Annotated in this window: 21 protein-coding genes and 2 pseudogenes; 18 read left to right on the top strand and 5 right to left on the bottom strand. The window is 37.3% G+C overall.

Translation table 11 applies throughout. The annotated features are described in order from the left end of the window. The first annotated feature begins 29 nt into the window (after positions 1-29). From dltC to J6L97_RS10605, 4 genes are all read left to right on the top strand, one after another. Positions 30-269: a D-alanine--poly(phosphoribitol) ligase subunit DltC gene (dltC, locus tag J6L97_RS10620; RefSeq protein ID WP_005719981.1), complete on the top strand. Its 240-nt coding sequence runs from the start codon at positions 30-32 to the stop codon at positions 267-269. Beyond that, positions 262-1,548 carry a D-alanyl-lipoteichoic acid biosynthesis protein DltD gene (dltD, locus tag J6L97_RS10615; protein WP_054832848.1) on the top strand — a complete coding sequence of 429 codons (1,287 nt, stop codon included), beginning with the start codon at positions 262-264 and terminating at the stop codon, positions 1,546-1,548. The genes dltC and dltD overlap by 8 nt, the downstream gene beginning before the upstream one ends. After that, entirely contained in the window at positions 1,548-2,489 is a 942-nt protein-coding gene (locus J6L97_RS10610; protein WP_005719984.1) for a serine hydrolase domain-containing protein, read from the top strand. Before dltD ends, J6L97_RS10610 begins: the two co-directional genes overlap by 1 nt. A gap of 315 nt (positions 2,490-2,804) precedes the next feature. Continuing rightward, positions 2,805-3,521 (top strand): DUF975 family protein, encoded by a 717-nt coding sequence (locus J6L97_RS10605; protein ID WP_023487764.1) that lies wholly within the window; start codon positions 2,805-2,807, stop codon positions 3,519-3,521. A 71-nt stretch (positions 3,522-3,592) separates the two neighbouring features. Here the strand turns inward: J6L97_RS10605 and J6L97_RS10600 are convergent, their stop codons facing one another. Then, on the bottom strand, positions 3,593-4,543 hold the full coding sequence (locus J6L97_RS10600; protein ID WP_005719986.1) for a GH25 family lysozyme: 951 nt from the start codon (positions 4,541-4,543) through the stop codon (positions 3,593-3,595). A gap of 289 nt (positions 4,544-4,832) precedes the next feature. Between J6L97_RS10600 and J6L97_RS10595 the strand changes: the two genes are divergently transcribed. Next, on the top strand, positions 4,833-6,449 hold the full coding sequence (locus tag J6L97_RS10595) for a putative polysaccharide biosynthesis protein (RefSeq protein ID WP_081036415.1): 1,617 nt from the start codon (positions 4,833-4,835) through the stop codon (positions 6,447-6,449). Positions 6,450-6,551: 102 nt separating this feature from the next. Here J6L97_RS10595 and J6L97_RS10590 read toward each other — a convergent pair whose 3' ends face one another. From J6L97_RS10590 to J6L97_RS10580, 3 genes are read right to left on the bottom strand one after another with little or no spacing between them, the layout of a single operon-like run. Next, a complete protein-coding gene (locus tag J6L97_RS10590) occupies positions 6,552-6,788 on the bottom strand; it encodes a hypothetical protein (protein ID WP_005721863.1) in 237 nt (78 codons plus the stop codon). A 46-nt stretch (positions 6,789-6,834) separates the two neighbouring features. After that, positions 6,835-9,375 (bottom strand): ABC transporter permease, encoded by a 2,541-nt coding sequence (locus J6L97_RS10585; protein ID WP_057726765.1) that lies wholly within the window; start codon positions 9,373-9,375, stop codon positions 6,835-6,837. Between the two features lie 9 nt (positions 9,376-9,384). Next, entirely contained in the window at positions 9,385-10,086 is a 702-nt protein-coding gene (locus tag J6L97_RS10580; RefSeq protein ID WP_057726766.1) for an ABC transporter ATP-binding protein, read from the bottom strand. Between the two features lie 223 nt (positions 10,087-10,309). Between J6L97_RS10580 and J6L97_RS10575 the strand changes: the two genes are divergently transcribed. Continuing rightward, a complete protein-coding gene (locus tag J6L97_RS10575; RefSeq protein WP_005728142.1) occupies positions 10,310-11,488 on the top strand; it encodes an IS256 family transposase in 1,179 nt (392 codons plus the stop codon). 71 nt (positions 11,489-11,559) lie between these two features. Then, a pseudogene (locus J6L97_RS10570) lies at positions 11,560-12,279 on the top strand (PTS sugar transporter subunit IIC); the annotation flags it as partial. A 61-nt stretch (positions 12,280-12,340) separates the two neighbouring features. Here the strand turns inward: J6L97_RS10570 and J6L97_RS10565 are convergent. Beyond that, complete coding sequence (locus tag J6L97_RS10565; protein ID WP_005728142.1) at positions 12,341-13,519, bottom strand: IS256 family transposase; 1,179 nt, start codon at positions 13,517-13,519, stop codon at positions 12,341-12,343. A 125-nt stretch (positions 13,520-13,644) separates the two neighbouring features. Between J6L97_RS10565 and J6L97_RS10560 the strand changes: the two are divergent. From J6L97_RS10560 to J6L97_RS10515, 11 genes and pseudogenes are all read left to right on the top strand, one after another. Beyond that, positions 13,645-14,247: pseudogene (locus J6L97_RS10560) on the top strand (PTS sugar transporter subunit IIC); the annotation flags it as partial. After that, positions 14,228-15,118 carry an alpha/beta hydrolase gene (locus tag J6L97_RS10555; protein ID WP_057726678.1) on the top strand — a complete coding sequence of 297 codons (891 nt, stop codon included), beginning with the start codon at positions 14,228-14,230 and terminating at the stop codon, positions 15,116-15,118. The pseudogene J6L97_RS10560 and the gene J6L97_RS10555, both read left to right, overlap by 20 nt. Positions 15,119-15,448: 330 nt before the next feature. Further along, positions 15,449-17,575: an ATP-dependent Clp protease ATP-binding subunit gene (locus tag J6L97_RS10550; protein ID WP_057726677.1), complete on the top strand. Its 2,127-nt coding sequence runs from the start codon at positions 15,449-15,451 to the stop codon at positions 17,573-17,575. 113 nt (positions 17,576-17,688) lie between these two features. Then, on the top strand, positions 17,689-18,321 hold the full coding sequence (gene lepB, locus J6L97_RS10545) for a signal peptidase I (RefSeq protein ID WP_005723684.1): 633 nt from the start codon (positions 17,689-17,691) through the stop codon (positions 18,319-18,321). Positions 18,322-18,484: 163 nt separating this feature from the next. Then, the gene (locus tag J6L97_RS10540) at positions 18,485-19,834 is read left to right on the top strand and encodes an amino acid permease (RefSeq protein ID WP_057726676.1); all 1,350 of its coding nucleotides are present in this window, start codon (positions 18,485-18,487) and stop codon (positions 19,832-19,834) included. Between the two features lie 72 nt (positions 19,835-19,906). Beyond that, entirely contained in the window at positions 19,907-21,280 is a 1,374-nt protein-coding gene (locus J6L97_RS10535) for an amino acid permease (RefSeq protein WP_057726675.1), read from the top strand. 61 nt (positions 21,281-21,341) lie between these two features. Beyond that, entirely contained in the window at positions 21,342-22,442 is a 1,101-nt protein-coding gene (locus J6L97_RS10530; protein ID WP_057726674.1) for a hypothetical protein, read from the top strand. Positions 22,443-22,673: 231 nt separating this feature from the next. Further along, a complete protein-coding gene (locus tag J6L97_RS11170) occupies positions 22,674-22,865 on the top strand; it encodes a hypothetical protein (protein WP_023487752.1) in 192 nt (63 codons plus the stop codon). Between the two features lie 219 nt (positions 22,866-23,084). Then, positions 23,085-23,579, top strand: a complete 495-nt coding sequence (locus J6L97_RS11165) for an HNH endonuclease signature motif containing protein (protein ID WP_223876358.1) — start codon at positions 23,085-23,087, stop codon at positions 23,577-23,579. 28 nt (positions 23,580-23,607) lie between these two features. Beyond that, the gene (locus tag J6L97_RS10520; RefSeq protein WP_223876357.1) at positions 23,608-24,060 is read left to right on the top strand and encodes a hypothetical protein; all 453 of its coding nucleotides are present in this window, start codon (positions 23,608-23,610) and stop codon (positions 24,058-24,060) included. Positions 24,061-24,220: 160 nt separating this feature from the next. Next, complete coding sequence (locus tag J6L97_RS10515) at positions 24,221-24,949, top strand: gamma-glutamyl-gamma-aminobutyrate hydrolase family protein (protein ID WP_057726672.1); 729 nt, start codon at positions 24,221-24,223, stop codon at positions 24,947-24,949. The last annotated feature ends 7 nt before the right edge of the window (positions 24,950-24,956 follow it).

The raw sequence follows: 24,956 nt of genomic DNA, 5'->3' as shown, positions 1-24,956 counted from the left end.
ATTGAGTTGTTTTTTGAGAGGTATTAATTATGGATACAAAACAAGGCGTATTAGATATTTTAAATGACTTAACTGGTGAAGATTTATCAGACCAAATGGATGAAAACATCTTTGACAATGGTTTGATGGACTCAATGGCAAGTGTACAAATGCTTTTGAACTTGCAAGAAAAGTTTGATATTGATGTTCCTGTTTCAGAATTTAACCGTGAAGAATGGGACACTCCAAACAAGATTGTGGCAAAGGTGGAAAGCTTAGAAAATGAGTAATAAACGCCGGCTGTGGCAAATCTTTGGCCCAGTTCTTTGCGCTTTTATCCTTTTGTTAGTTGTTTTCCTTATTCCTTGGGAAAGAACTTTTTCTAAGCAAACGATTTACGAGGCTGCAGCTTCACAAAACACAACTGTCTTCAAGGGCAGCACAATGAAGCAGGAAGCTTTTGAAGATGGCTACGTGCCATTCTATGGTTCAAGTGAGTTGTCAAGATTCGACCCACTTCACCCTAGTGTAATTGCGGAAAAGTATCATAGAAACTACCGTCCATTCTTATTAGGTGGACCGGGTAGTCAATCTTTGGCTCAGTTCTTGGGGATGCAAGGGACAGCTAAGCAGCTTAGAAACAAGAAGGCTGTTGTGATCATTTCACCACAATGGTTTACTAAGCGGGGTCAAGATCCTAATGCCTTTGCATTGTATTATTCACCATTGCAAGCATGTAATTTCTTGCTTAGTGCCAAGAATAATAAAACTGATCGTTATGCAGCTAAACGTCTGTTGGAAATGCCAGATGTAAAAGGTGAAATCAAGAATAGTCTGAAGCAAATTGCTCAAGGCAAGAAGTTGACTAGCTTCCAAAAATTTTATTTACAAAATCGTCGTCGAATGTTGCGTAACGAAGATAATTTCTTCAGCTCATTCCAATTGCGTGATCGTGTAAATAAGATTCAAAAGAGAGCTAAGGTTTTACCTAACAAGTATTCTGTAGCTGCTTTGAATAAGGTTGCAGCAGAGCAAGCTGCTATACACACTAACTCAAACAACTTAGGTATTGATAATACCTTCTTTAGAACACGTTTACCAAAGAAGGTATTGAAACGCTTGAAGGGTAGTCAGCGTGCTTTTGACTATGTACATTCAGTAGAATATGGTGATTTCCAGTTGATGTTGGAACAATTTGCTAAACAACATACCAATGTTTTATTCATTATTCCACCAATTAATGGTAAGTGGATGAAGTACACTGGTTTATCCAGCAAGATGTACCAAGAATCTGTTGCTAAGATGGAACACCAATTGACCAGTCAAGGCTTTGAAAATATTGCAGATCTTTCAAGACGAGGCAATGAAAAGTACTTTATGCAAGATACTATTCACCTAGGCTGGAAAGGCTGGGTTGCAGTTGATCAAGCTGTTCGTCCATTCATGAAGGAACCTAATAAGCGTTATGACTATGATATGTCTAACTACTTCTACTCCAAGAAGTGGCAAAACAAGGATAACGTTAAGCGAGTTGATTTAAGCAATAAAGACCGTTTAAAAGCGGAATAGTGCGCCAGGCTATTGACCATGTGGGCGTTAAAGGCTCAGTTTTAGTAATAAATCATGGCAAAGTTTTGCTTAATTATGCGACGGACAATAAACCTGACACTAGCTATTTGATCAATTCAGTTCAAAAGTCAATGACAGCTGCAATGGTGATGCATGAGGTAGAGAAAGGAAAGTTGAAGCTTAGCGATAAACTTTCAAAATTCTACCCAAATGTAGATGGTGCTAGTTCAGTCAAGATTAGCAACTTAATTGATATGACATCAGGGCTGGATTTGAAAGCTGGTCAACAATTAGGTACGCCTGAGTTTATCTCTGATGAAGCGAACATCAAGCATGATGCACAATATACTGTGTTTGATGCTAGCAAATTAGGTAAGTGGCACTATACTTCAGTAAACTATATTTTCCTTTGTGGAATCTTGTCCAAGCTTGAGAAAAAGTCATACGAGCAATTGTTCCATGACACATATATCAAGCCACTGAAGCTAACCCATAGTGAATTCTTGTGGTCAGACAAGGCTAAGTTATTGGCTAGTCATTGGGTACCAGGCTATGAAATGCGTGAGGGTGAATATGTCAAAGTGAACCATGCTAAAGCCGTTAAGGATGCTCACAATGAGCTGGGTGCTGGTTCAATCGTAATGTCTAACGCAGATTTAGCTAAGACCATGCAGTATATTCTTGCTGGTAAGATTTTGACTAACAAGAGTAGAAAAGTTCTGTTCAAGGGTCAGGCTCCTAGCTATTACAATGGTGGACTTTATAATTTAAAGCATTATAAAGCTGCTAATGGTGCTGGTGAAGGGTATTATACCTTTATGCGGGCAACTAAAGATGGCCAGAACATGATCATTTTGCAGGATAATCATACTGCTTCTGGTGAGTTTAAAAAGATTAAAAAGAAGATCAATCGTGCAATGACGATGATGCTTGAATTTTAGTAATGAAGAAGACGAGGTTTAGACCTCGTCTTTTTTATCCGTAAATTTTGGTATCCATTCCGCTAATTCAACCCGTCTTTTTGCTTGTTTTTTAGGTAGTTGAATGCTAAAATCTATCATGTACCGTCGCTATTAGTAGTCATTTTCTCCGGTAGCGAAAATGTTATCTTCTATATGTGGTCAGAGTGGCGGTCAACACTGTGTGAGCCTAGTTCCGATGTTGGTGGAATTAGGCTTTTTTGATGTGCTTTTAATTGATTCTGCCCTGATTTTAGGCGACAATACTCATGATTAGAAAAGTGAGGAGGAGAGAAAATGGCTACTACAAGAAAAGAATTAAAAGAACAAGCTAGAGACCAGTTACGTGGTAACTGGGGCTGGGCAGTTTTGCTGTCATTTGTTGGCTGGCTAATCGTTTATATTTTGACCGATATCGAAAACTTTTTTGAAAAGGGCGAAGATATCGTGTACGGTATTGTCCGCCGCTTCGGTAACAATGCTGAATTGATGTACCTAGACAAAGTAAGAGTTAATCCTTTTGCATGGCTGATTACTTTGGTAGTTTCAGTTGCAATTGGTTTAATCACATGGGGCGTAATTTATACTATCTTGCATTTTAGAGATAATGGTACTAAGGAAAATGTTCTTTCAGGTATCTTTAGTCCATTTACCAGAAACTTTAAGAGTAACTTTTTAACTTATATTTTGTATGAAATTTTTCTTATTTTGTGGACTTGGTTACTGATTATTCCAGGGCTGATCAAGGCTTATTCATATGCAATGACACCATATATCTTGCGTGACATGCTAGATAGTGGTCATGAGCCGACTGCCACAGAAGCTATCAGTGCCAGCCGTAAGTTGATGGATGGCCATAAGATGGACTTGTTTATTTTTGATTTAAGTTTCATCGGCTGGTGGCTACTTGGTATTATTTCCTGCGGGATCGGTTTATTGTGGGTTAACCCATATTACCGTCAAGCTAAGGCTAACTTCTACCGTAACTTAGCTGGTGAACAATTCGCCAAGTAAAAAATTGGATAAAATAAAATGCATCAGGTAATTTCTACCTGGTGCATTTTTTGATGACTTATTTTGCCTTTTTAGTAAAGGTTAGCTGATCTAATGTATTGATTCTTGGCAATCTTGTAGTACTTCTTACCATTGATAGTTTTTTTCTTGCCATGGGTAGTGATAGAAGTGCCCTTCTTAATAGTCTTGCCTGTACGGTGACCAGCCTTGTTATATACATGAGCCTTCTTCTTTAATACGCGAGCCTTCTTAGGTGCTTGAGAAACAGCGCTACCTGATGAAGTAAGAGGTAAAACGTTAATGTTACCGTCAACGTTAAGACCACGCCAGTTGTCAGTAAATTGCCAAATTGAAACACCCTTCATTGATGGGAAGTAGTCAAAGTTAGGATTGTCTACTCGACCTGAAACAGCGTATGCAGCAACCCATAATGAGTTAGGGAATTTGTTAACAACAGAGTTAGTGTTAATGTTGTTTCTTAAAACTGATGAACTAGCGTAAAGAAGTGGCTTGTAACCAGCAGCTTTAACCTTGCTCATGAAGGCATTAATTGCATTAGCAGTAGGATTCTTACCACCATAGATATTGTTGCCGTCACCTGACTCATAGTCACATGCAAGGTATGAGCCAGCACCAAGACCAACAGCCTTAGCTGATGCGATTGCGTAGTTGGCTTCATTTTTAGCAGCAGCGCTATTAGCAGAAAATGTAGCAAAGTGGTAGCCCATTGGCATCATATTCTTAGCGCGGGCACTAGCGATTTGAGCACTAGCCTTAGGATTTCTGTAGCTGGTACCTTCACTTACTTTAACAACAGCAAACTTAGCACCGCTTTTAGCGTGAGCTGAAAGATCAGCACTTTGGTAACTAGCAACATCGATTCCGAGTGAGCGAGCAGCAACTGAAGTGGTAGAAGCTTGGACATGTGCTTGTGGTTGCACGATTGCAGCTGCGGCAACGCCAGTAGTTGAAAGCATAGCAACATAAGCTAATTTAGTGATAATCTTTTTCTTGAATGACAACTTAATTCCCCCGATGAATATTCTTAATACATTATTATTTTTGTCTAATTATGACCTTTAACAGAAACATTTTAAGGATAATAATTAAAGAAGGTTAGGTCAAGGGGTCTAACGTAAAATTAAAGGCTGGGTAACAATATAGTAAATAATGTAACTGATTTGTATTATTAGAGCTGAAAAATTTGTTAAAAAAGGGTAACTAGTTGGTACATATTTCCCACAAAGTTATAAAATCCACGTATAATAAGAAGGCACAATGAGAAACTAACGTAGATTTGAGGCTATTCTATTGAATAAAAAAATCCTATCCGGTTCATTTTGGCTATCGTTTGGTAGCATTGTATCTAGAATTCTCGGGGTTGTTTATTTGATTCCCTGGCTAATTATGCTGGGAAGCTACCACAACCAATTAAACGCACAGGCGCTGTTCAATTCGTCATATACGCCGTATGCGCTGTTTTTATCAATTGGGACGGCAGGACTTCCTTCAGTTATTGCCCGGGAAGTATCGCAATTAAATTCGCAAAATAGATATAAAGACAGTTTGTACATTACCAAATTAGGCTTCGCTATTATGCTGGTCATGGGAATAGCGTGTGGTATTTTGCTTTATGTGACGGCACCAATGATTGCCAAAAATAGTCCAGTGGATTCAGTGGCTAGTGCAACAATTTCTATTCGAGTATTAGTGCCAGCCGTAGTAATTCTGCCATCAATGAGTATGGTTCGAGGTTGGTTTCAGGGAAATAATGATATGAAGCCATATGGGATTTCCCAATTATGGGAACAATTTGCTCGAATTTTGTTTATTTTGCTGGCTACTTTGTTGATTATTGAAGTCTTCCATCATGATTACGTAACGGCGGTTTATTTCAGTGTGTTTGGCGCCTGTGTTGGTGCTATAGCTAGTTACCTGTATCTTTTTGCATATATGCGCAAGCAGTGGGGACATTACCGAGAATTAATTGAAAATAGCGAGCACAGAGCACTTAATAATGTTTCTCGTAGTTTGCTTAACTTATGGTATGCCTCAATTCCGTTTGTTTTGCTGGGATCGTTCATTACTGTTACGCAATTAGTTGATCAACTTTTGTTTAAACAAATCCTGATTAGCTTCAGTCATATGAGTAAAAGCTATGTTAGTTACTTGTACACAATTTTCTCGGCTAATCCAAGCAAGATTACCACGGTGATTATTTCACTTGCGACAGCCGTTTCTGAGACTAGTCTGCCGCTTTTAGCAGGGCTTAAGTATAAGGCTAATGATAGTCAAGAAAGCATTAGAAAGCTGCTTTTAGAGAACTATAGACTACTATTATTTGTCTTGCTTCCTGTTGTTGCACTTGGTGCTTTTGCGGCTTCTCCAATTTATACGGTCTTGTTCTCACACGATAGTTTAGGTGCGTATTATTTGGTTGAAAATATTGTTCAAAGTTTGTTTGCTGGTTTGGTGATGAATTCATTAACACTGCTTTTAGCTTTAAACATGAACAAACTGGCTGTGATCTATATGGTTGAAGGTGTCTTAGTAAAAATAATTCTGCAAGTACCGATGACTATGTTCATGAATGCAGATGGTGCAATTCTTTCAACTGATATTTCGTTCTTACTGGTAATTTGGCTCAGTTATCACAAGCTTAATAAGACATATGGCGTTAAGATGGGGAGTTTGTTGCCGATCATTGTTTCAAACGAGATTTACATTATCCTGCTCTTTGTTTACCAAATTTTATTTGGCTATCGTTTCAACTACTTAGGCCGTGTTGGTAGTTTTGGTTATTTAGCAATCTTCGGTTTAGTCTTTTTAGGCATTTATGTTTTGCTGGCTAATTGGATGAAAACTTCGGAGACGATTTTTGGTAAAAAGATAGGTTATCGATATTATCGGTATAAGCATTTTGAGTAAAGAAATTATCAATTAGTTGTTTTTATAATAAATTATCTTGTAATGAATACTAAAAGCCACCTGCTGTCAAAACAGATGGCTTTTTCCATGATTAGTTATGTTCTAATAATTTCGATTAATATCACCCATGCTGGAACGCATTGCTTCATCAATATACTTAGAAGCTTCGTTATCAGCTTTATTCAGGGCGTCTTGAACATCTTTGTAGTTCATTTGATTAACAAGGTAGAATCTCAAGGCCTTGTTAACTAACTTATTGAAATCAACATTATTAATTTCATCATATTTTTCGATTAATTTATTAACATCACTGTTTAATTCAAAGTGCTTTCTTGGCATGTTTTTTCCACCCTTTTCTATAGTGATTATTATAGCATAACAGCGCTTAATCAATGGAGGACAAGGCATCTAGCATGTTGATTCGCTTGATCTTGTGATGGACAACAATTGCTAAAATAGCGGTGATAATAGCGGGAATTAGCGCAGAGAAGACGAAGTTCAACGGGTACATATTCGGATCGAACATCGCGACATCTGGTGGCAAACTAGTGATAATAAAGTGGTGTAGCCACCAACCGAAGCCAAAGCCTACGATAATTCCTAGTGCCGATAAGATGATTGTTTCGCGATAAATGTACATCGTTGTTTCATTATCGTAAAATCCTAGCACTTTGATGGTCGATAATTCGCGAATTCTTTCAGCGACATTGATATTAGTTAAGTTATAGATGACTACTAAGGCCAACATCCCTGAAATTAAAATTAGGATTAGAATGACTTCATTTAGACTACCAGTAAAACTGCTCAGCAATTCTCTATTTGATGAAGTTGAGACAACCGTTTCGATTGCGCCTGTTTTGATCATTTTTTGACTAATATGGCTGATATTTCCTGGGGAATGTTTGGCCATGGTTACTAAATAAGCATTAGTAGTAAATTTTTTGCCAGTTGCTTTGGCATATTCAGCTGGGCTCATAAAGATATAGTGACCGAGATACATTTCGCAGATTCCACTAACTTTGAACTTAAGTAGTTTCCCATGTTCATTTTTTAAGGAAATTGTTGAACCTTTATGAGCGTGCAAGATAGTAGCTAATTTTTCTGAAATGACTACACCATTATTTGACAAAACAAGTTTTTTCTTGCTTTGACGTTCTTGCAAATTGATAGATTTGCTAAAGTTTTTAGTTGATTGTGGCGCAATTAGCATTACATTTTCAGTTGCTCCAGTGCTATCAAGGTGTTTAGTCAATTGTTGATATTGTACAGCAGTAGTTTGCGTAACATCATGGCTGGTAAAAATTTTGTTTAATTTTTGTCGCTCAGTCGTGTTAACATGGCGATTTTTCAAAGCGATGACATCATTTTTTTGTACTTCAGAATATTGAATATTGCCAATTCCGTGTAGTGAATCACGAATACCAAATCCCATTACTAGTAATCCAGTACAACCAGCAACGCCTAGGATGGTCATCAGCATTCTGCTCTTATAACGGAAAATATTGCGGGCTGTTACCTTAGCTGAAAAGCTCATGTGCTTCCATAAAAATGGAATATATTCTAGTAAAATACGTGAACCATTTTTAGGTGGTTTAGGTAAAAGTAAAGCTGAAGGCTGTTCACGCAGAGTTTGAGCTAAAGTAATCATTGAAACGACGGTTGTTGCAAGTAGTGCAATCGTCAATGAAATTAATAGTGGTCCCCAAGCAAAATTCAGCTGGTAATCAGTTCCTAAGGTTGAGCTAGCTAAATAGGCCTTGATGATTAAGTTAGGCAAAAAGGTGTAACCTAAGCTAGCCCCCAGAATAACACCTAAAATTGCAGCTGAGGTGCTATAGAGCAAGAACTTAATGGCAATTGCTCCATTACCATAGCCTAGTGCTTTTAGCGTACCAATATTAGTCCGTTCTTCTTCAACAAAACGCATCATTGTAGTTAAGCTGACCAAAGCCGCTACAGCAAACAAGAAAACAGGAAAGACATTAGCCAAAACTTCAACTCGTTCAGAATCTGCTCGATAAGAAGCATAACCCTGACTTTCTTCACGGCTGTTGATTACGTAGTTAGGATAAGCAATTTTAAGCTTGTTTTGTGGTACTTTAATTTGCGCCGGGTTAACTACGATGCTACGTTTAAGTAATTGTTTAGCTGTAGCTTGCCGATATTGCTTTTGATACATGGCCCGATATTTGTCATATTTGTCGGCTCGATTTTGGTTTAAAGCAGTTTGCAATTTGGTTTGATCGTTATAAACACGGTTGCGGTAAGCTATGCTAAAAGGACTTAAATTGGCGGTATTTTTGAAAATGATTCGGGCAATTTGATAAACTGGTGCGGCGAAGGCGTTATGATTAGCAACCGCAATTCCAGTTAAATGGCCACTGCCAATGTTGGTTTGACCGATTTGATTTTTATCTAAGAACTCACTAGCTTTGACGAAGCCAACAATCTTGTAAGTCTTATTTTTTAAAATGCCAGGTTTATTAAAAGTAATGTTTTGTCCCAAGTGATATTTTTTCTGCAATAAATATGACAGTGCAACTTCTGTTTTATTCTTAGGAAAATGTCCTTTAATCAATTCATAACTTGAAAGATTATCTGACTGAGAAAAGACGCGGAGCGTGTCAGGCTGATTTTTGATTTTAACATCTTGAAAATAGCCGAAGGTAGCTTCTTTTACTTCTGGTAAATTCTGAATAGTAAGGCGATCAGTTGAATTAATGCCATAGTTTGAAGTGACAGTGACGTCAGCTAGGTTATGTTTAGCAAAAAAGTCTGCCCCTGTTGCTCGCATATCAGGACCAGCCATTTTTAAACCTGTAAAGGCAAAAGTCCCCAGTGCAATTAATAGAATAATGGCGATATAACGGCCAAGTGAATGGGTGATTGCTTGCCAAGCATCTTTCCATAGAATAGTTTTTTGCATGTCGCTCACCTACCATTCAATTGTACTAATATCAGCGGGATGTAGATTATGCTGGACTTTTTGAATACTTCCATCGTGAATACGGATGACCTTATCAGCAATTGGGGCAATAGCGGCGTTATGAGTTACAATCAAGACCGTCGAGCCATTTTGCCGGCTCATATTTTGCAAAATTTTTAAGATTCGTTTGCCTGTTTTATAGTCAAGGGCACCGGTGGGCTCATCGCACAAAAGTAAGGCTGGCTTTTTAGCGATGGCTCGGGCAATTGCCACACGTTGCTGCTCACCGCCTGATAGTTGAGCGGGAAAATTGTTTTCTCGCCGCCCTAGGTCAACATACTGCAAGGCATCATCGGCGCTCATCGCATCAGGGACAATTTGAGCAGCTAATTCAACGTTTTCTTTTGCTGTTAAGTTGGAAATCAAATTATAAAATTGAAAAACAAAGCCAACGTCGTTGCGCCGATAGGTAGTTAATTCTTTAGCGTTATATTTTGCAATATTTTTTCCCGCTACAATTACATCGCCACTTGTATTTGGTTCCATTCCGCCTAAAATATTAAGCAAAGTAGATTTTCCAGCTCCTGATGAGCCGAGAATAATGACTAGTTCGCCTTTATCGATAGAAAAAGTAATGTTCTTATTGGCATAGATGGTTGTGTCACCAGATTGGTAAATTTTAGTATTATTTTTTAAGTTAATGTAAGCCATCATAATCAGCTTTCTAGTATAGATGTATAATTAATAATTGTTTTAATTAACTTTATTCAATCATATTTATAATAAATAGGTAAAGGAAATACGAGACTGTAAAATAGTTTGTGTAAGGATGAATGATTCCTTAAATTTATTTCTTTAAACATTAGAAAAAGGAGTTCCTTTCTCGTATGATTGGTTTGAACAAAAAAACACATACAGAAAGAAGAACTCCTTCATGAATGATTTTACCAAAGATTTTGCTCAAGCTCTATTCAATCCAGACAAAATAAATGATTTATTGCGCAAAGAGCTACAACAGGCTGTTAATAACTTGCTAGAAGCTGAGTTGACTGCCTTTCTAGGCTATGATCCCTATGCCAGAAATGGCTGGAATACTGGCAATTCTAGAAATGGTGCTTATTTCCGCAAGGTTGATACCCAGTTTGGACCAATTGAAGTGCAAGTGCCTCGAGACCGCAACGGTCAGTTTCATCAGCACACGCTGCCTGACTACAAGCAGCACTCTGATGTTTTGGAAAGCACGATTATCAAGCTATACTCCAAAGGCGTAACTACCAGAGAAATCGCTGACTTGATTGAGAAAATGTATGGCAGTCATTATAGTCCAGCTCAAGTATCAAATATTTCCAAGCAGATGCTCCCCAAGATTGAGGCTTATCACAAGCGCAAGCTAAGCGACAAGTTTTTCTGTGTCTATTTGGATGCGACATACCTTCCTTTGCGCCGAGAAACGTTTGAGCGTGAAGCAGTATATATTGCCATTGGCATTAAACCTAATGGACATAAGGAAGTCATTGACTACTGCATTGCTCCTAGTGAGAACATTGAAGTTTGGACAGAGATGCTTCAAAACATGAAGTCCAGAGGCTTGAAGCAAGTTGAGCTTTTTCTTTCTGATGGTGTTGTTGGCATGAAAACAGCCTTGGCCAGGACTTATCCTAAAGCTCATTTTCAACGCTGCCTGGTTCATGTCATGCGCAATATCTGCGCTAAAGTACGCGTCGACGATCGTGAAAAGATCATGAACGAATTCAAGCAGATACATCAACAGACAAGCAAAAAAGAAGCTGCAGCTGTCTTGCACAAATTCTATGCCAAATGGAATAAAGCTTATAGCCATGTCATCAAAGGTTTGAAGGAAATTGAGCCCGATCTGCTAGTCTTCTACAATTATCCCAAACAAATCAGAGCTTCAATTTATTCAACCAATATGATTGAATCCTTTAACAACGTCATCAAGCGTAAAGCTAAGCCTAAGGCAGAATTTCCAACTGAACAGTCGCTTGATGCATTTATTGGCATCCAGGCAATGAGCTACAATGACCGTTATTTCAATCGAATTCATAAAGGCTTTGGTCAGGTTCAGGACACCTTAGAATCCTACTTTGATTAAATAAATAATTAAAAAATCAATTTACGAGAAAGATCTATTTACACAAAAGATTTGACAGTTTCGGAAATACCATGGTAAACAGAATCACAAATATCTTTCTTAAACTAAGAAGATTGGCAATCTTTAGAATTTTTCAGCGAACGTTGGTTATGCTGATGCCGATCGCGGTAATTGGGGCATATTTTAAGTTGTTCAGAGATGCCGTTTTTTCGCCCGATAGTTTTATTTACAATATTTTTAATTTTGATATCACTTTGCCAGATCGTTTTTGGTATGCGGGAGCATTTGTCAGTCGGGGGATGGTTCGGGTAACCTTCGGCTTATTTGGTATTTATGCGGCTTATTTTGCGGCACGTTATACTGCGCGTTTATACCGTAAAGATTCAACCATGGCCGGGATGACGGCTGTCATCGTTATCATGTTTTGTGCTTATGCCAATAATTTAGCTAATAATGCCAGCGATCATTCACCATTTTCTTCCAGTGTTTTAAAAATTAATGCTGTCTTGCTGGCCTTGTTAATTGGCTATGGTGTAGGGCAAATTTTTCATTGGCTAGGAAAGGAACACAAGCCAGTCGATTTTGAACATGCCGCTAGAATTAAGGAAAGAGCCTGGAATGCGTTTATCCCGACAATATTTGCAATTTTTTGTGGGATAGTTCTGGGGATTATAATTTATGAATTTCAAATCAAATTCTTGAATTCTAGTACTTTTAAAGGCCTAGTTACTCAAATACAGGAATCAAATAATATTTTGTTAATAGCTTTACTGACTATCCCAGTCTTTTTGAAACTGTCAAATCTTTTGTGTAAATAGATCTTTCTCGTAAATTGATTTTTTAATTATTTATTTAATCAAAGTAGGATTCTAAGGTGTCCTGAACCTGACCAAAGCCTTTATGAATTCGATTGAAATAACGGTCATTGTAGCTCATTGCCTGGATGCCAATAAATGCATCAAGCGACTGTTCAGTTGGAAATTCTGCCTTAGGCTTAGCTTTACGCTTGATGACGTTGTTAAAGGATTCAATCATATTGGTTGAATAAATTGAAGCTCTGATTTGTTTGGGATAATTGTAGAAGACTAGCAGATCGGGCTCAATTTCCTTCAAACCTTTGATGACATGGCTATAAGCTTTATTCCATTTGGCATAGAATTTGTGCAAGACAGCTGCAGCTTCTTTTTTGCTTGTCTGTTGATGTATCTGCTTGAATTCGTTCATGATCTTTTCACGATCGTCGACGCGTACTTTAGCGCAGATATTGCGCATGACATGAACCAGGCAGCGTTGAAAATGAGCTTTAGGATAAGTCCTGGCCAAGGCTGTTTTCATGCCAACAACACCATCAGAAAGAAAAAGCTCAACTTGCTTCAAGCCTCTGGACTTCATGTTTTGAAGCATCTCTGTCCAAACTTCAATGTTCTCACTAGGAGCAATGCAGTAGTCAATGACTTCCTTATGTCCATTAGGTTTAATGCCAATGGCAATATATACTGCTTCACGCTCAAACGTTTCTCGGCGCAAAGGAAGGTATGTCGCATCCAAATAGACACAGAAAAACTTGTCGCTTAGCTTGCGCTTGTGATAAGCCTCAATCTTGGGGAGCATCTGCTTGGAAATATTTGATACTTGAGCTGGACTATAATGACTGCCATACATTTTCTCAATCAAGTCAGCGATTTCTCTGGTAGTTACGCCTTTGGAGTATAGCTTGATAATCGTGCTTTCCAAAACATCAGAGTGCTGCTTGTAGTCAGGCAGCGTGTGCTGATGAAACTGACCGTTGCGGTCTCGAGGCACTTGCACTTCAATTGGTCCAAACTGGGTATCAACCTTGCGGAAATAAGCACCATTTCTAGAATTGCCAGTATTCCAGCCATTTCTGGCATAGGGATCATAGCCTAGAAAGGCAGTCAACTCAGCTTCTAGCAAGTTATTAACAGCCTGTTGTAGCTCTTTGCGCAATAAATCATTTATTTTGTCTGGATTGAATAGAGCTTGAGCAAAATCTTTGGTAAAATCATTCATGAAGGAGTTCTTCTTTCTGTATGTGTTTTTTTGTTCAAACCAATCATACGAGAAAGGAACTCCTTTTTCTAATGTTTAAAGAAATAAATTTAAGGAATCATTCATCCTTACACAAACTATTTTACAGTCTCGTCTTTTTACTTAGCTGGATGGGAATAGGTTATCCTCTAGCTTCTTTGTCAACTACTTCTAATAGTATTTCAGCAGCAGCTAACTTAAATTTTGCCTTAAAACATGGGAGTGCTTGGAATGTGCCATATAAGTATTTGGGTAGTTCTTTGTTTTATCCTTATGCAGAAATGGGTGGTGCGAGTATTGTTTTAGCGATGATTGTAATTATCCTAATTTATAGTAAAAATAAGGATAGTGAAAATATTGCCAAGGTTAACCTGCTTCCAGCAGCTTTTGGCTCAACTGGAGGCATGATGGTCGGGATGCCGATTATTTTAAATCCATTGTTACTGCCGGCGATTGTGATTATTCCAATTATTAATATTCTACTAGCCGCTGGAGCAATTTTTTGCCATTTAATTCAACCTTGTGCTTACCCCGTTTTAAGTGGGACACCAGGAATTTTGGTCTCTTTCTTTGGTTCTAATGGTGACTGGAGCAACTTGGTATTTTCTATTTTGTTATTCATTTTAGATATAATAATGTTTATTCCAACTATGAAATTAGGTTTGCGACTTGAAAGGGGACTAAAGGATTATGAAGAAAAGAATGATTAATTTAGTTCAAAATCCTAATTTTAAATGGTTGGCAATCGTCTTAGTCTTATTAGTAGCTTTGGCTGTTCCGGGTTATTCTTGGATGAAGGCTGATAACCACGCTAGAGCTGAAAGACGCAAATCGCTTTTGTCACCAGTAATTATGATTCCAGGTTCTAGTGCAACGACTGAACGTTTTAACCAATTAGTGAAGCAGCTAAATCAGAACACACCGACTAAGCATAGCGTGCTTAAAATTAAAGTTTCAACGAATGGAACGCTGTCATATTCAGGCAAAATTAATAAAAACGACAACGAACCTTTCATTATTGTCGGTTTTGAAAATAATCACGATGGTTATAGCAATATTAAGAAGCAAGCCAGCTGGTTTGATCAAGCCTTTTATGCCTTATCAGAGAGCTATAAGTTTAATAATTTTAAAGCCTTTGGGCATTCTAACGGTGGCTTGATCTGGACCTATTGGTTAGAACATTACTACTGTTACTATTCTGATGAAATTAAAATCAAACGTCTGATGACGCTAGGAACGCCATATAATTTTGGTGAAAAAAATATTAATCATAAAACGCAAATGCTAGAAACCTTTATCAAGAACAAAGATAAACTACCGAAAAACTTGATTGTTTATTCCTTATCTGGTGGAAAAAATTATGAGTCTGATGGAATTGTACCAGAAGCTAGCGTAGCAGCCGGAAAATATATTTTTCAGAATCAAGTCAAGAGCTATACTGCAATGACAGTAACGGGTGTAGAAGCGGATCACTCGGATTTACCTCAGAATAAGCAGGTAATCAAAGTAATTAAACAGTATTTGCTTGAGCCGAGAAAGTTGAGCGAACCGCAAAATACTGGACAAGCAAAAGGGCAATAATAGAGGTAGGCAGAAATAGTTTATGGTAATAAACTTATTCTTATCTGTGGAAAACTTCCTTAAAGTTCAACAGTTTTAAGCAAAATAATCATCAATTTTTGACCATCTTAAGAAATTCTTTAGAATTTGTGAAGCACAGCGAATGTTGATATTACAGCATTTGTAGTGCTTTTTTAAATAAAAATCACAAAAATAAAGGAAAATGTGTAAAACTTTTATTTTTTAGCTTGCAATCTGTGGATAACCTGCTATACTATTAAATGTAATGAGTTAGCACTCGATAAGCTAGAGTGCTAAAGACGTAAATTTGAGATAGGGAGTGTTGCACATATGGCATACTTTGACAATGACTTTGATAACTTATTTAACGAATTGAACAGCTCATTCTTTAATGATGACTTTGGTAGCAGAAGAAATAGCAAAGGCAGTTCAGGTTCAATTCCAATTAATTACTCCAGCAGCATGGGTGCTGCACCACAAACAATTCAACAGAACCCACAACAACCCAATGAAAAGCCAATTGGTGTTGACTTAGTTGAGGAAGCTAAGAACAATAAATTTGACCCAGTAATTGGCCGTGACGAACAGATTGATAACGTAATTGAAATTCTTTCAAGACGTAAGAAGAATAATCCTGTTTTAATCGGACCTGCTGGTGTTGGTAAGACTTCTATTGTAGAAGGTTTAGCTGAAAGAATTGCTTCAGGCAATGTACCAGCTAAAATGGCTAACATGCATATCATTTCAGTAAACATTAATGACATGGTTGCTGGTTCAAGTCTTCGTGGTAGCTTTGAAGAAAGATTAAAGAAGGTTATCGATAAGGCCAAGAGCGATCCTAACATTGTTTTATTCATCGATGAAATTCACAACATCGTTGGTGCTGGTTCTACTGATTCAGAAAACAACAATGGGGATGCAGCTAACATCTTGAAGCCAGCTTTGGCAAGTGGTCAATTGAAGTTAATTGGTGCTACTACTACTAGTGAATTTCAAAGAATTGAAAAAGATCCAGCTTTATCACGTAGATTCCAAGCTGTTCAAGTTCCAGAACCATCTACTGATGTAGCTGTTAAGATTTTGGAAGGCTTAAAGAAGAAGTACGAAGACTACCACCACGTAAAATACAGTGACGACAGTCTTAAATTAGCTGTTGAATTATCAGAAAGATACATTCAAGGCCGTTACTTACCAGACAAGGCTATCGACTTGATGGATGAAGCTGGTGCTAAGAAGGCATTGCTTGTACAACCAACTGATGAAAAGAGCTTAAAGAACCAAATCTCAGCTCTTGAAGCTAAGAAGACTGAAGCTGCTAAGGCAGAGGATTACGACAAGGCTTCAGAAATTAAGAGTAAGATTGCTGAACTTGAGAAACAACTTAAGAATGTAGATTCTAAGAATACTCCAGAAGTAACTGAAAAAGACATCTACGCAATTATTGAACAAAAGACTAAGATCCCAATGAGTGAACTCCACGCTGATGAAGCTCAAAAGAACTTGGACTTAGCTAAGAAACTTAAGAAGAATGTTATTGATCAAGACAGAGCTATCGATGTAATTACTGACGCTATTGCTCGTAAGCAAATCTTCAAAGACAGCGACAGACCTACTGGTTCATTCTTACTCACTGGACCTACTGGTGTTGGTAAGACTGAACTTGCAAAACAATTAGCAATTCAATTATTTGGTAACAAAGAACACTTAATCCGTTTGGACATGAGTGAATACCAAGACGAAATGGCAGTTAACAAGTTGATCGGTTCAGCACCTGGCTATGTTGGCTACGGTGAAGGTGGTCAATTAACTGAAAAGGTTCGTCACCAACCATACTCATTGATTTTATTTGATGAAATTGAAAAGGCTAACCCACAAGTCTTCAACGCATTATTGCAAATTATGGATGACGGTCGTTTGACTGACGCACAAGGTAGAACTGTTTCATTCAAGGATACTATCTTGATTATGACTTCAAACGCCGGCTTCTCAGACAAGTTGCTTGAAGATGGCAAGGTTGACCAAGACAAGTTAATCTCAGCCCTTGAAAACTACTTCAGACCTGAATTCTTGAACCGTTTGGATGCAATCGTTCCATTCAACTCACTTACTGAACAAGACATGGGCAAGATCATCAACATTTACTTGAAGAATATGTCTCATGTTCTTGCTAAGAAGGGTGTAACGGTAGAAGTTTCAGACGAAGCTAAGGCATTCTTGGCAGAAAAGGGCTACGACAAGAAGTTCGGGGCTCGTCCACTTAGAAGAGTAGTTGAACAAAATCTTGAAACTCCAGCTGCTAAGTTGATCCTGAGAAAACCTGAAACTAAGAAGCTTGAATTCACTGCAGATGACAAGCACTTGTACTTAAACGGTGAAGCAATCTTCGATATTTCTCCAAAGATTGAAGAAAAAATTAAGGAAGACAAAACTAAAGCCGAAGATAAAAAAGAAGATTAATTAATAGTCATTAATAATAAAAGAGGTATTTCCGAGGAAATACCTCTTTTTTGTAATTTGGCAATTTCTCCATAAAGTTGTAAACTGTGGAAAAAGATAAATGGAGAAAAATAATGGCTGAGAAAAAAGAAGAAAAAGAATCATGGGGTAAGTTTTTCCTAGATATCTTAATTATCTGGGTTATTTTGATCGGTGCCTATCTGCTGCTTTTCCACTTCGTCTTGAGCAACGATACAGTATCAGGTCCTTCGATGCAACCTACTTTTCAAAATGGTGATCGGCTAATCGCTGAGCGTCATGCGCAAATCAAGCGTGGTGAAGTAGTGATTGTTAAAGCACCAGATGAACCAGGTGCTTTGTACATTAAGCGTGTTATTGGTTTGCCTGGTGAAAAAATCGTCAGCAAAAATAATCAAATCTACATTAATAATAAAAAGATTGCTCAACCTTGGTTGAAACAAGGAACGAAGTTAATTGATAATGGCTCAGATACATTTTATTCTGAGACTCAGAATTTTACTATGCAGTCACTGATGCGGGCGCGGACTTACCAGCAATACTTTACTAGAGCGCAGATTAAATATGTGCAGGATACTGGGCGCATTCCGAAAGGAACATATTTCGTAATGGGTGATCACCGGAGCGTTTCTAAGGATAGCCGTTATATCGGAACCATTAAGCGTAGTAGTATCGTTGGCGTAGTTAAAGTACGTTACTGGCCGTTGAACCAATTTAAAGTTTACTAATAATGAAGATATTCCTAAGGGAATATCTTTTTTAGATAAAAAATAATTGCATGAATTGGCATAAGACTATATAATTCAAAAAAAGCAAACTTGATGGAGCAAAATGTTTCATTTAAAAAACATGCCGCTCCATTTTTTATTTTGAGGAAGGTGTGAAGTAATTATGGATGAGAAGCCGAGATTAAAACGCGGGCTTAAAAGTCGTCATGTAACAATGATTGCAATAGGAGGAGCCATTGGTACTGGCCTATTCTTAGGTTCTGGTTCAGCCATTCATAGTGCTGGCCCTTCAATTATTTTGTCGTACTTAATCGTAGGGATTATCACCTTTTTTATGATGCGTGCTTTAGGAGAGCTTATTTTAGCCGATCCTGATAGTCATTCATTTTTAGAATCAATCAAAAAATATTTAGGTAAGCGTGCCGAATTTGTAGCGGGCTGGATGTACTGGGCTTGCTGGCTTAGTTTAGCTATGGCTGATTTGACTGCGACAGGAATTTATTTAAGATACTGGTTTCCGTGGCTACCGCAATGGGTTGGCCCTTTAGTAATTGTGATCTTATTGATGTTGATTAACATGGTAAATGTCGGATTATTTGGTGAACTGGAAAGTTGGTTCTCAATGATTAAGGTAATGGCAATTGTAGTCTTAATCATTACCGGTGCTGTAATGTTGTTACTTCATACGCATGTAAAGGGCGGTTATGTTTCACTAACTAATTTAGTTAATCATGGTGGCTTTTTCCCAACTGGGATTTGGGGCTTTCTTTTATCATTTCAAATGGTTGTTTTTGCCTTTGTTGGGGTAGAAATTGTAGGTCAAACTGCTAGTGAAACAGCTAATCCGCAAAAGGATATTCCTAAGGCAATTAACACTTTGCCAGTTAGAATCGGCCTTTTTTATGTGGGCTCAATGTTGGCAATTATGTCTGTTTATCCATGGAATCACATTACAACTACTTCAAGTCCCTTTGTCCAGGTCTTTACCGGCATCGGTGTTACAGCGGCTGCAGGGATTTTAAATTTTGTCGTTTTGACTGCAGCTATGTCAGCGACTAATAGTGCAATCTTTTCAACTAGTCGATCACTTTATTCATTAGCACGTAACGGCCATGCACCTAAAAGACTAGGTGAATTGACCAAAAAAGCAATTCCAATGAACGCTTTGATGACCTCTTCATTAATTTTATTTGTAGTAGTTGCCTTAAACTATTTAATGCCAGCAGAAATATTCTCCGTTGTCTCAACTGTTTCAACGATTTGTTTTGTGATTGTTTGGATCATGATTATGGCAGCATATATTGTTTATCGCAAACAGAATAAGCAGAATTTAGGCAGCTTTAAAATGCCGGGCTACCCAGTAACTAGCTGGCTTACGCTTGCCTTTTACATTGGTATTTTAATCTTATTATTCTTTATCAAATCAACGCAGCTGGCTTTGATTATTTCGATTTTATTTGCAATCTTTTTAGCGATCAGCTACAGTTTTGTTCGAAAAAATGATAAGGTATAGTGATTAAAGATAAATGAGAATAGATATATTTCCTAGGAAATTTTTACAGATGCTAAAGAAAGGGAGTTGGAAATGGCGAAGAAAGCACCTGAATTAAAGCGGTCGATGACAGCCGGACAGATGGAAATGATCTCACTTGGAGGAGCAATTGGTGTTGGACTATTCATGGGGGCTAGCTCAACCATTAAGTGGACCGGTCCTTCAGTACTGCTAGCTTATATTTTTGTTGGGGTTATTTTGTATATCGTAATGCGGGCATTAGGTGAGATGCTTTATGTTGATCCAGGTACTGGTTCTTTTGCAGACTATGCTTCAGAGCATGTGCATCCAATTGCCGGCTATTTAGCCGAATGGGCAAACGTGTTTCAATACATTGTTGTCGGAATTTCTGAGGTGGTGGCAACAACAGAGTATTTGCGCTTTTGGTGGAAAGGCACCTCTGATTGGGCTGCCGGCGTAATTATTATTTTATTTTTGCTGGTGGCTAACTTAGCTAGTGCGAAAGCTTATGCAACCTTGGAATTCTGGTTTGCCATGATCAAGGTTGTAACGATTATCTTAATGATTTTGCTTGGCTTTGCGGTAATTCTATTTGGCTTTGGTAATGGCGGTCATCCAGTAGGCTTTTCTAACTTGTGGAGTCATGGCGGCTTCTTCACTGGTGGTCTCAAGGGCTTCTTTTTCTCAATGGCCATTATTGTTGGTTCTTATGAAGGAATTGAGCTAATTGGGATTTCAGCTGGTGAAGTATCTGATCCGCATAAGGCCATTGTTAAAAGCGTGAAGTCAGTATTGTGGCGGATTTTGATCTTTTATGTTGGGGCAATTTTTGTGATTGTCACAATTTATCCATGGAATAAATTAGATAGCATTGGCTCACCGTTTGTAACGACCTTTGCCAAGGTGGGAATTACCGCGGCAGCTTCAGTAATTAACTTTGTAGTTTTGACTGCAGCTTTGTCCGGTGCAAACTCAGGAATTTATTCATCAAGTCGAATGTTGTATAAATTGGCACACGAAGGTGAAGCACCTAAGACTTTTGGTCACGTATCTAAGAGAATCGTGCCTAGTCATGCGATCATTGGAATTACCAGTGGAATTTTCGTTGGTTTTATGCTTAATGTGTTAGCCCAATTTTTGAATAAATCATTGGCTAATATCTTCGTGATTGTCTATAGTTCGTCTGTTTTGCCAGGGATGGTAGCTTGGTTTGTGATCCTGCTAGCAGAGTTACGCTTTAGACGAAAGAATCCACACTTGATGGAGAATCACCCGTTTAAATTGCCGCTTTATCCATATTCAAATTACTTTGCTTTGATTATGCTGGTAGTAATTGTTGTCTTCATGTTCATTAATCCGGAGACGCAAATTTCAGTAGCGGTTGGTGCAGCAGTGTTGATTATTGCGGCACTGATTTATGTGGTTAAGCATCAAAAAGATAAATAAAATTGAGTAGTAGGTAAGAAGCCTGCTGCTTTTTTGATAAGAAAATGATTGGGGACAAAATATGGATAATCCGTTTAATCCTAGCTTTGGCCGAATTCCAGCAGTGTATTTGCAGCGAAAAAAACTAATTGCTGATGTGTCTCAAGGAATAGAGAATTTAAATAGTTCATATACAATTTCGATTGTTTATGGAATGCGTGGAATAGGCAAAACTGTCTTTTTGACAGCAATGGACAGAAAGATTAGTGCATATCCAGATTGGATTGTTGTTAATTTGGCCATGGGGATGAAGTTGTTGCCTTCTTTTATTAATAGCTTATATCTGAATGCAGATTCAAAACTAAAAAAATCATTTAAATCTATTGAAGGACTAAATTTCTCTAATTTTGGATTATCGCTTTCTACAGACATTAGTAAGTTAACATATCAAGATATTTTAACGAACATGTTTGATGAAGTAAGAAAAAATGACGTTAAAGTGTTGATTACCTTAGACGAAGTAAAACTATGTCAGGAGTTGAAAGATTTTGCAAGATGTTATCAATTATTAAATCGGCAGGGTTATCCTATAGCCTTAATGATAGCTGGTCTTTCTGAAAATATCTCTGAATTGAAAAACGAAAATATAACTTCATTCTTACTACGTGGAAAGCGAATAGCTTTATCAGCATTGAATCTCTCACAGGTTGAAGCTAGCTATAGTAAAGTTTTTAAAGAATCAGGTTATCAAGTGTCGAAAAAAATTCTTGAAAAAATGGCGTTGATGACAATGGGCTATTCATATGCCTTTCAGTTGCTAGGTTATTTAGTTTTGAAAGCTGCTAAAAAAAGTAAGGTAATAGATCAAAACACTTTAGAATGTATTAAATCAGAGTACTTATTGGTGCTAAAGCAAAATGTTTATACCAAAGTACTTAGTAGTTTGTCAAAGCAAGACCGAAAATTTGTTTTAGCTATGGCTCAGAGCCCAAAACATTGTGTTTCAATTAAAGAAATTCATGAAAGGTTAAACCGTCCAAGCAATTTTGTTGCTAACTATCGTAGACGCTTGTTAGATGATCAAGTTATCAAATCTACTAATTATGGTGAAGTGGCCTTTACTTTACCGTTTTTCAAGGAATATGTATTACGGCAGTATCGCTTTGAACAAGGGTTAGAATAAGAAATACAGTTTAAAGATTTTACTGTATATTTTAAATTGTCGCTATAGTAGTATTTCATGTTATTCTGATTGTAATTGTGTTCTTCGTATACATCAATCTAGAGTGTAAATCCCAGTAGCATCTGATGCTACAGTGTGGGAGCACTTGCTTATGTGATAGAGTTGTATGGTAGAATAATAGAAAGATCCTTATAATTGTGTTAAAAAATTATAGATAATGAGGAAAGAAACATGAAATACAGAAAGTTATTTGCTTTTTTAGCCACTATCGTGTGCTTTATAGCTATCAATACAAATGCAAAGGCTGACTCGCTAAATGATGTAAATAAGAATGTTGCTAAAATAGCTAATGAACAAAATTTTCATTCTTTAGCTCAAGATAAGTTAAAGAATGAAAATGTAAAAAAAGATGTCCCTATTTAAAAAAATGGAACTGTAAAAATTCATAATAATTTTAATGCAACAGGCAGTCATTACTCTGCATATACTTTTTTTGCAGAGATTCCAGATACAGTTGTTAAATTTCATACTTCACAAGAGTATGTAGATGGACAATTTAAAATCAATTTTTATATTGATTCAATAACTGGTCCAGCTCCTGCTGCAATTTCAGTTCAATTGCAATTCTATAGTGAACCATCATTGTCCGGCCCAATTACTACAAATACAGCTAGTCCAATTGTAAAAGAAGGAAATATTACTACTGGTTTGTTAGGGTCTGCTGTATTTCCAGCTGCTACAACATTTTTTGCTGTTGGAGGAGCATGGGGAATGGTAGGCTATAATGGAAATAGCGCTACTTATCCAATTTCACTTAGTTCTATTTATTTACAAAATAAAATTGGTCAAAATTTTCCTGAATATGTTGATCCTGTCTCTAAAAAAGATGCAGAAACACCAATCAATACTACTTGGTCTAGACTTCCTTCTTCACCAGTATGGACTACGATGGATAGATATTACTATATAAAAGAGTTTAGTGAGCGTTATGGCAATCAATCAAAAGAGTATTGGGCTGAAAATCAAGTTCATCATATAAGACCTAGAATTTATGGTGGAAATAATGACTTTGACAACTTAATGCCAGTACCAATTGAAGCACATAAGCTTATAACTAAATGGTTTATTAATTATTAAAATGGATAATATAATAGATAATATAAACTTGATTAGTAAAAAATGCAGTGTCGACGTACCAATATTTGGTTTTGGTGGCGTCTATTACTGTAAATTTAAATTAAATCCGCCAGTAGCTGAAAATGAAATAAATAGGTTGTCAGGCATATCTGTCCCAAATGATTTGATAGAGTTTTGGATACAGGCTAACGGTGCAGAATTATTCATTGATTCTTTTCAGGGTATCGAATTAGGTGGAGCAAGGTGTAGAATTTACACTATTGAGTATGTCTTAAATCAGTTAGTTAAAACACCTAATTATCTACCTATACTTTGGTTAAGAGACGAGGGAGAAATGGGCATTAATTTAGATCGCTACAATCAAAACCAGTCCTATCTGACGTATCCTGGAATAGAGGAACAATATTTTGATTTCTCTTTTAAAAAGTGGCTAGAAACATATTTAGCATGTAATGGAAATCCTTTTTGGAATTTGGTATAAATAGCATAAAACAGTGAGCTAGAAAATAAGGCTTGCTGTTTTTTACTATATTTAAAGATATGCAAAAATTATAGACAAGAATGCAATTTTTTAATTGTACTTTTTCAAAGAAATTCTCTATAATATTACATACAAAAAGTAAGCAAAAGGAGGAGCATAAATGACAAAACCAATTATCGGTATCTCAGGTTCTGTAATTATTGACGATGGAGGAATTTTCCCTGGTTATCATCGTAGTTATGTGAACGAAGACTATGTAGATTCAGTAGTTCAAAATGGCGGTGTACCTTACATTATTCCATTCAATGAAAATGATGAGGTAATTCGTGAACAGCTTAATCATGTTCAAGGCTTGATCTTATCTGGTGGGCATGATGTTGATCCACGTTTTTATGGCGAAGAACCAATGCAAAAGATTGGTGCTACTTGGCCTGAACGCGATCATTTTGATATGCGCTTGTTAAAGTTAGCAGAAGAAAATGGTATTCCGGTACTCGGCATTTGTCGTGGTGCTCAAATTATTAATGTGGCTCATGGCGGTACGCTTTACCAAGATCTTTCATACAGAAAAGAACTTACTTTGAAACACATGCAAGGTCATACGCCAACTTTGCCTACTCATAGTATGGAAGTGGAAGCTGATAGTAAATTGGCTGAAATTTTGGGTAAAACTGAATTCCGCGTTAATTCTTTCCACCATCAATTAATTAAAGACGTTGCACCAGATTTAAAAGCAGTGGCAACAGCTCCTGATGGTGTGGTTGAAGGACTTGAAAATAAAAAAGGTAATGTCATTGCCGTGCAGTGGCACCCTGAAATGTTGCACCGTAATTCCGATGTAGCGTTTATGAATAACTTATTTAAGTTTGTTGTTGATAATGCAAAGTAAGGAAGCA

The sequence above is a fragment of the Lactobacillus crispatus genome (genome assembly GCF_018987235.1).
GTDB classification, from domain to species: domain Bacteria; phylum Bacillota; class Bacilli; order Lactobacillales; family Lactobacillaceae; genus Lactobacillus; species Lactobacillus crispatus.
This window is presented reverse-complemented; position numbering and strand designations above follow the sequence as displayed.

Excerpts from the sequence above, each read along its gene's own strand:
- J6L97_RS10605 (WP_023487764.1), top strand. The coding sequence starts at position 2,805 with ATGGCTACTACAAGAAAAGAATTAAAAGAACAAGCTAGAGACCAGTTA.
- J6L97_RS10555 (WP_057726678.1), top strand. The coding sequence starts at position 14,228 with ATGAAGAAAAGAATGATTAATTTAGTTCAAAATCCTAATTTTAAATGG.
- J6L97_RS10575 (WP_005728142.1), top strand. The coding sequence starts at position 10,310 with ATGAATGATTTTACCAAAGATTTTGCTCAAGCTCTATTCAATCCAGAC.
- dltC (WP_005719981.1), top strand. The coding sequence starts at position 30 with ATGGATACAAAACAAGGCGTATTAGATATTTTAAATGACTTAACTGGT.
- J6L97_RS10590 (WP_005721863.1), bottom strand. The coding sequence starts at position 6,788 with ATGCCAAGAAAGCACTTTGAATTAAACAGTGATGTTAATAAATTAATC.
- J6L97_RS10580 (WP_057726766.1), bottom strand. The coding sequence starts at position 10,086 with ATGGCTTACATTAACTTAAAAAATAATACTAAAATTTACCAATCTGGT.
- J6L97_RS10515 (WP_057726672.1), top strand. The coding sequence starts at position 24,221 with ATGACAAAACCAATTATCGGTATCTCAGGTTCTGTAATTATTGACGAT.
- J6L97_RS10585 (WP_057726765.1), bottom strand. The coding sequence starts at position 9,375 with ATGCAAAAAACTATTCTATGGAAAGATGCTTGGCAAGCAATCACCCAT.
- J6L97_RS10540 (WP_057726676.1), top strand. The coding sequence starts at position 18,485 with ATGGATGAGAAGCCGAGATTAAAACGCGGGCTTAAAAGTCGTCATGTA.
- J6L97_RS11170 (WP_023487752.1), top strand. The coding sequence starts at position 22,674 with ATGAAATACAGAAAGTTATTTGCTTTTTTAGCCACTATCGTGTGCTTT.
- J6L97_RS10535 (WP_057726675.1), top strand. The coding sequence starts at position 19,907 with ATGGCGAAGAAAGCACCTGAATTAAAGCGGTCGATGACAGCCGGACAG.
- J6L97_RS10550 (WP_057726677.1), top strand. The coding sequence starts at position 15,449 with ATGGCATACTTTGACAATGACTTTGATAACTTATTTAACGAATTGAAC.
- dltD (WP_054832848.1), top strand. The coding sequence starts at position 262 with ATGAGTAATAAACGCCGGCTGTGGCAAATCTTTGGCCCAGTTCTTTGC.
- J6L97_RS10530 (WP_057726674.1), top strand. The coding sequence starts at position 21,342 with ATGGATAATCCGTTTAATCCTAGCTTTGGCCGAATTCCAGCAGTGTAT.
- lepB (WP_005723684.1), top strand. The coding sequence starts at position 17,689 with ATGGCTGAGAAAAAAGAAGAAAAAGAATCATGGGGTAAGTTTTTCCTA.
- J6L97_RS10565 (WP_005728142.1), bottom strand. The coding sequence starts at position 13,519 with ATGAATGATTTTACCAAAGATTTTGCTCAAGCTCTATTCAATCCAGAC.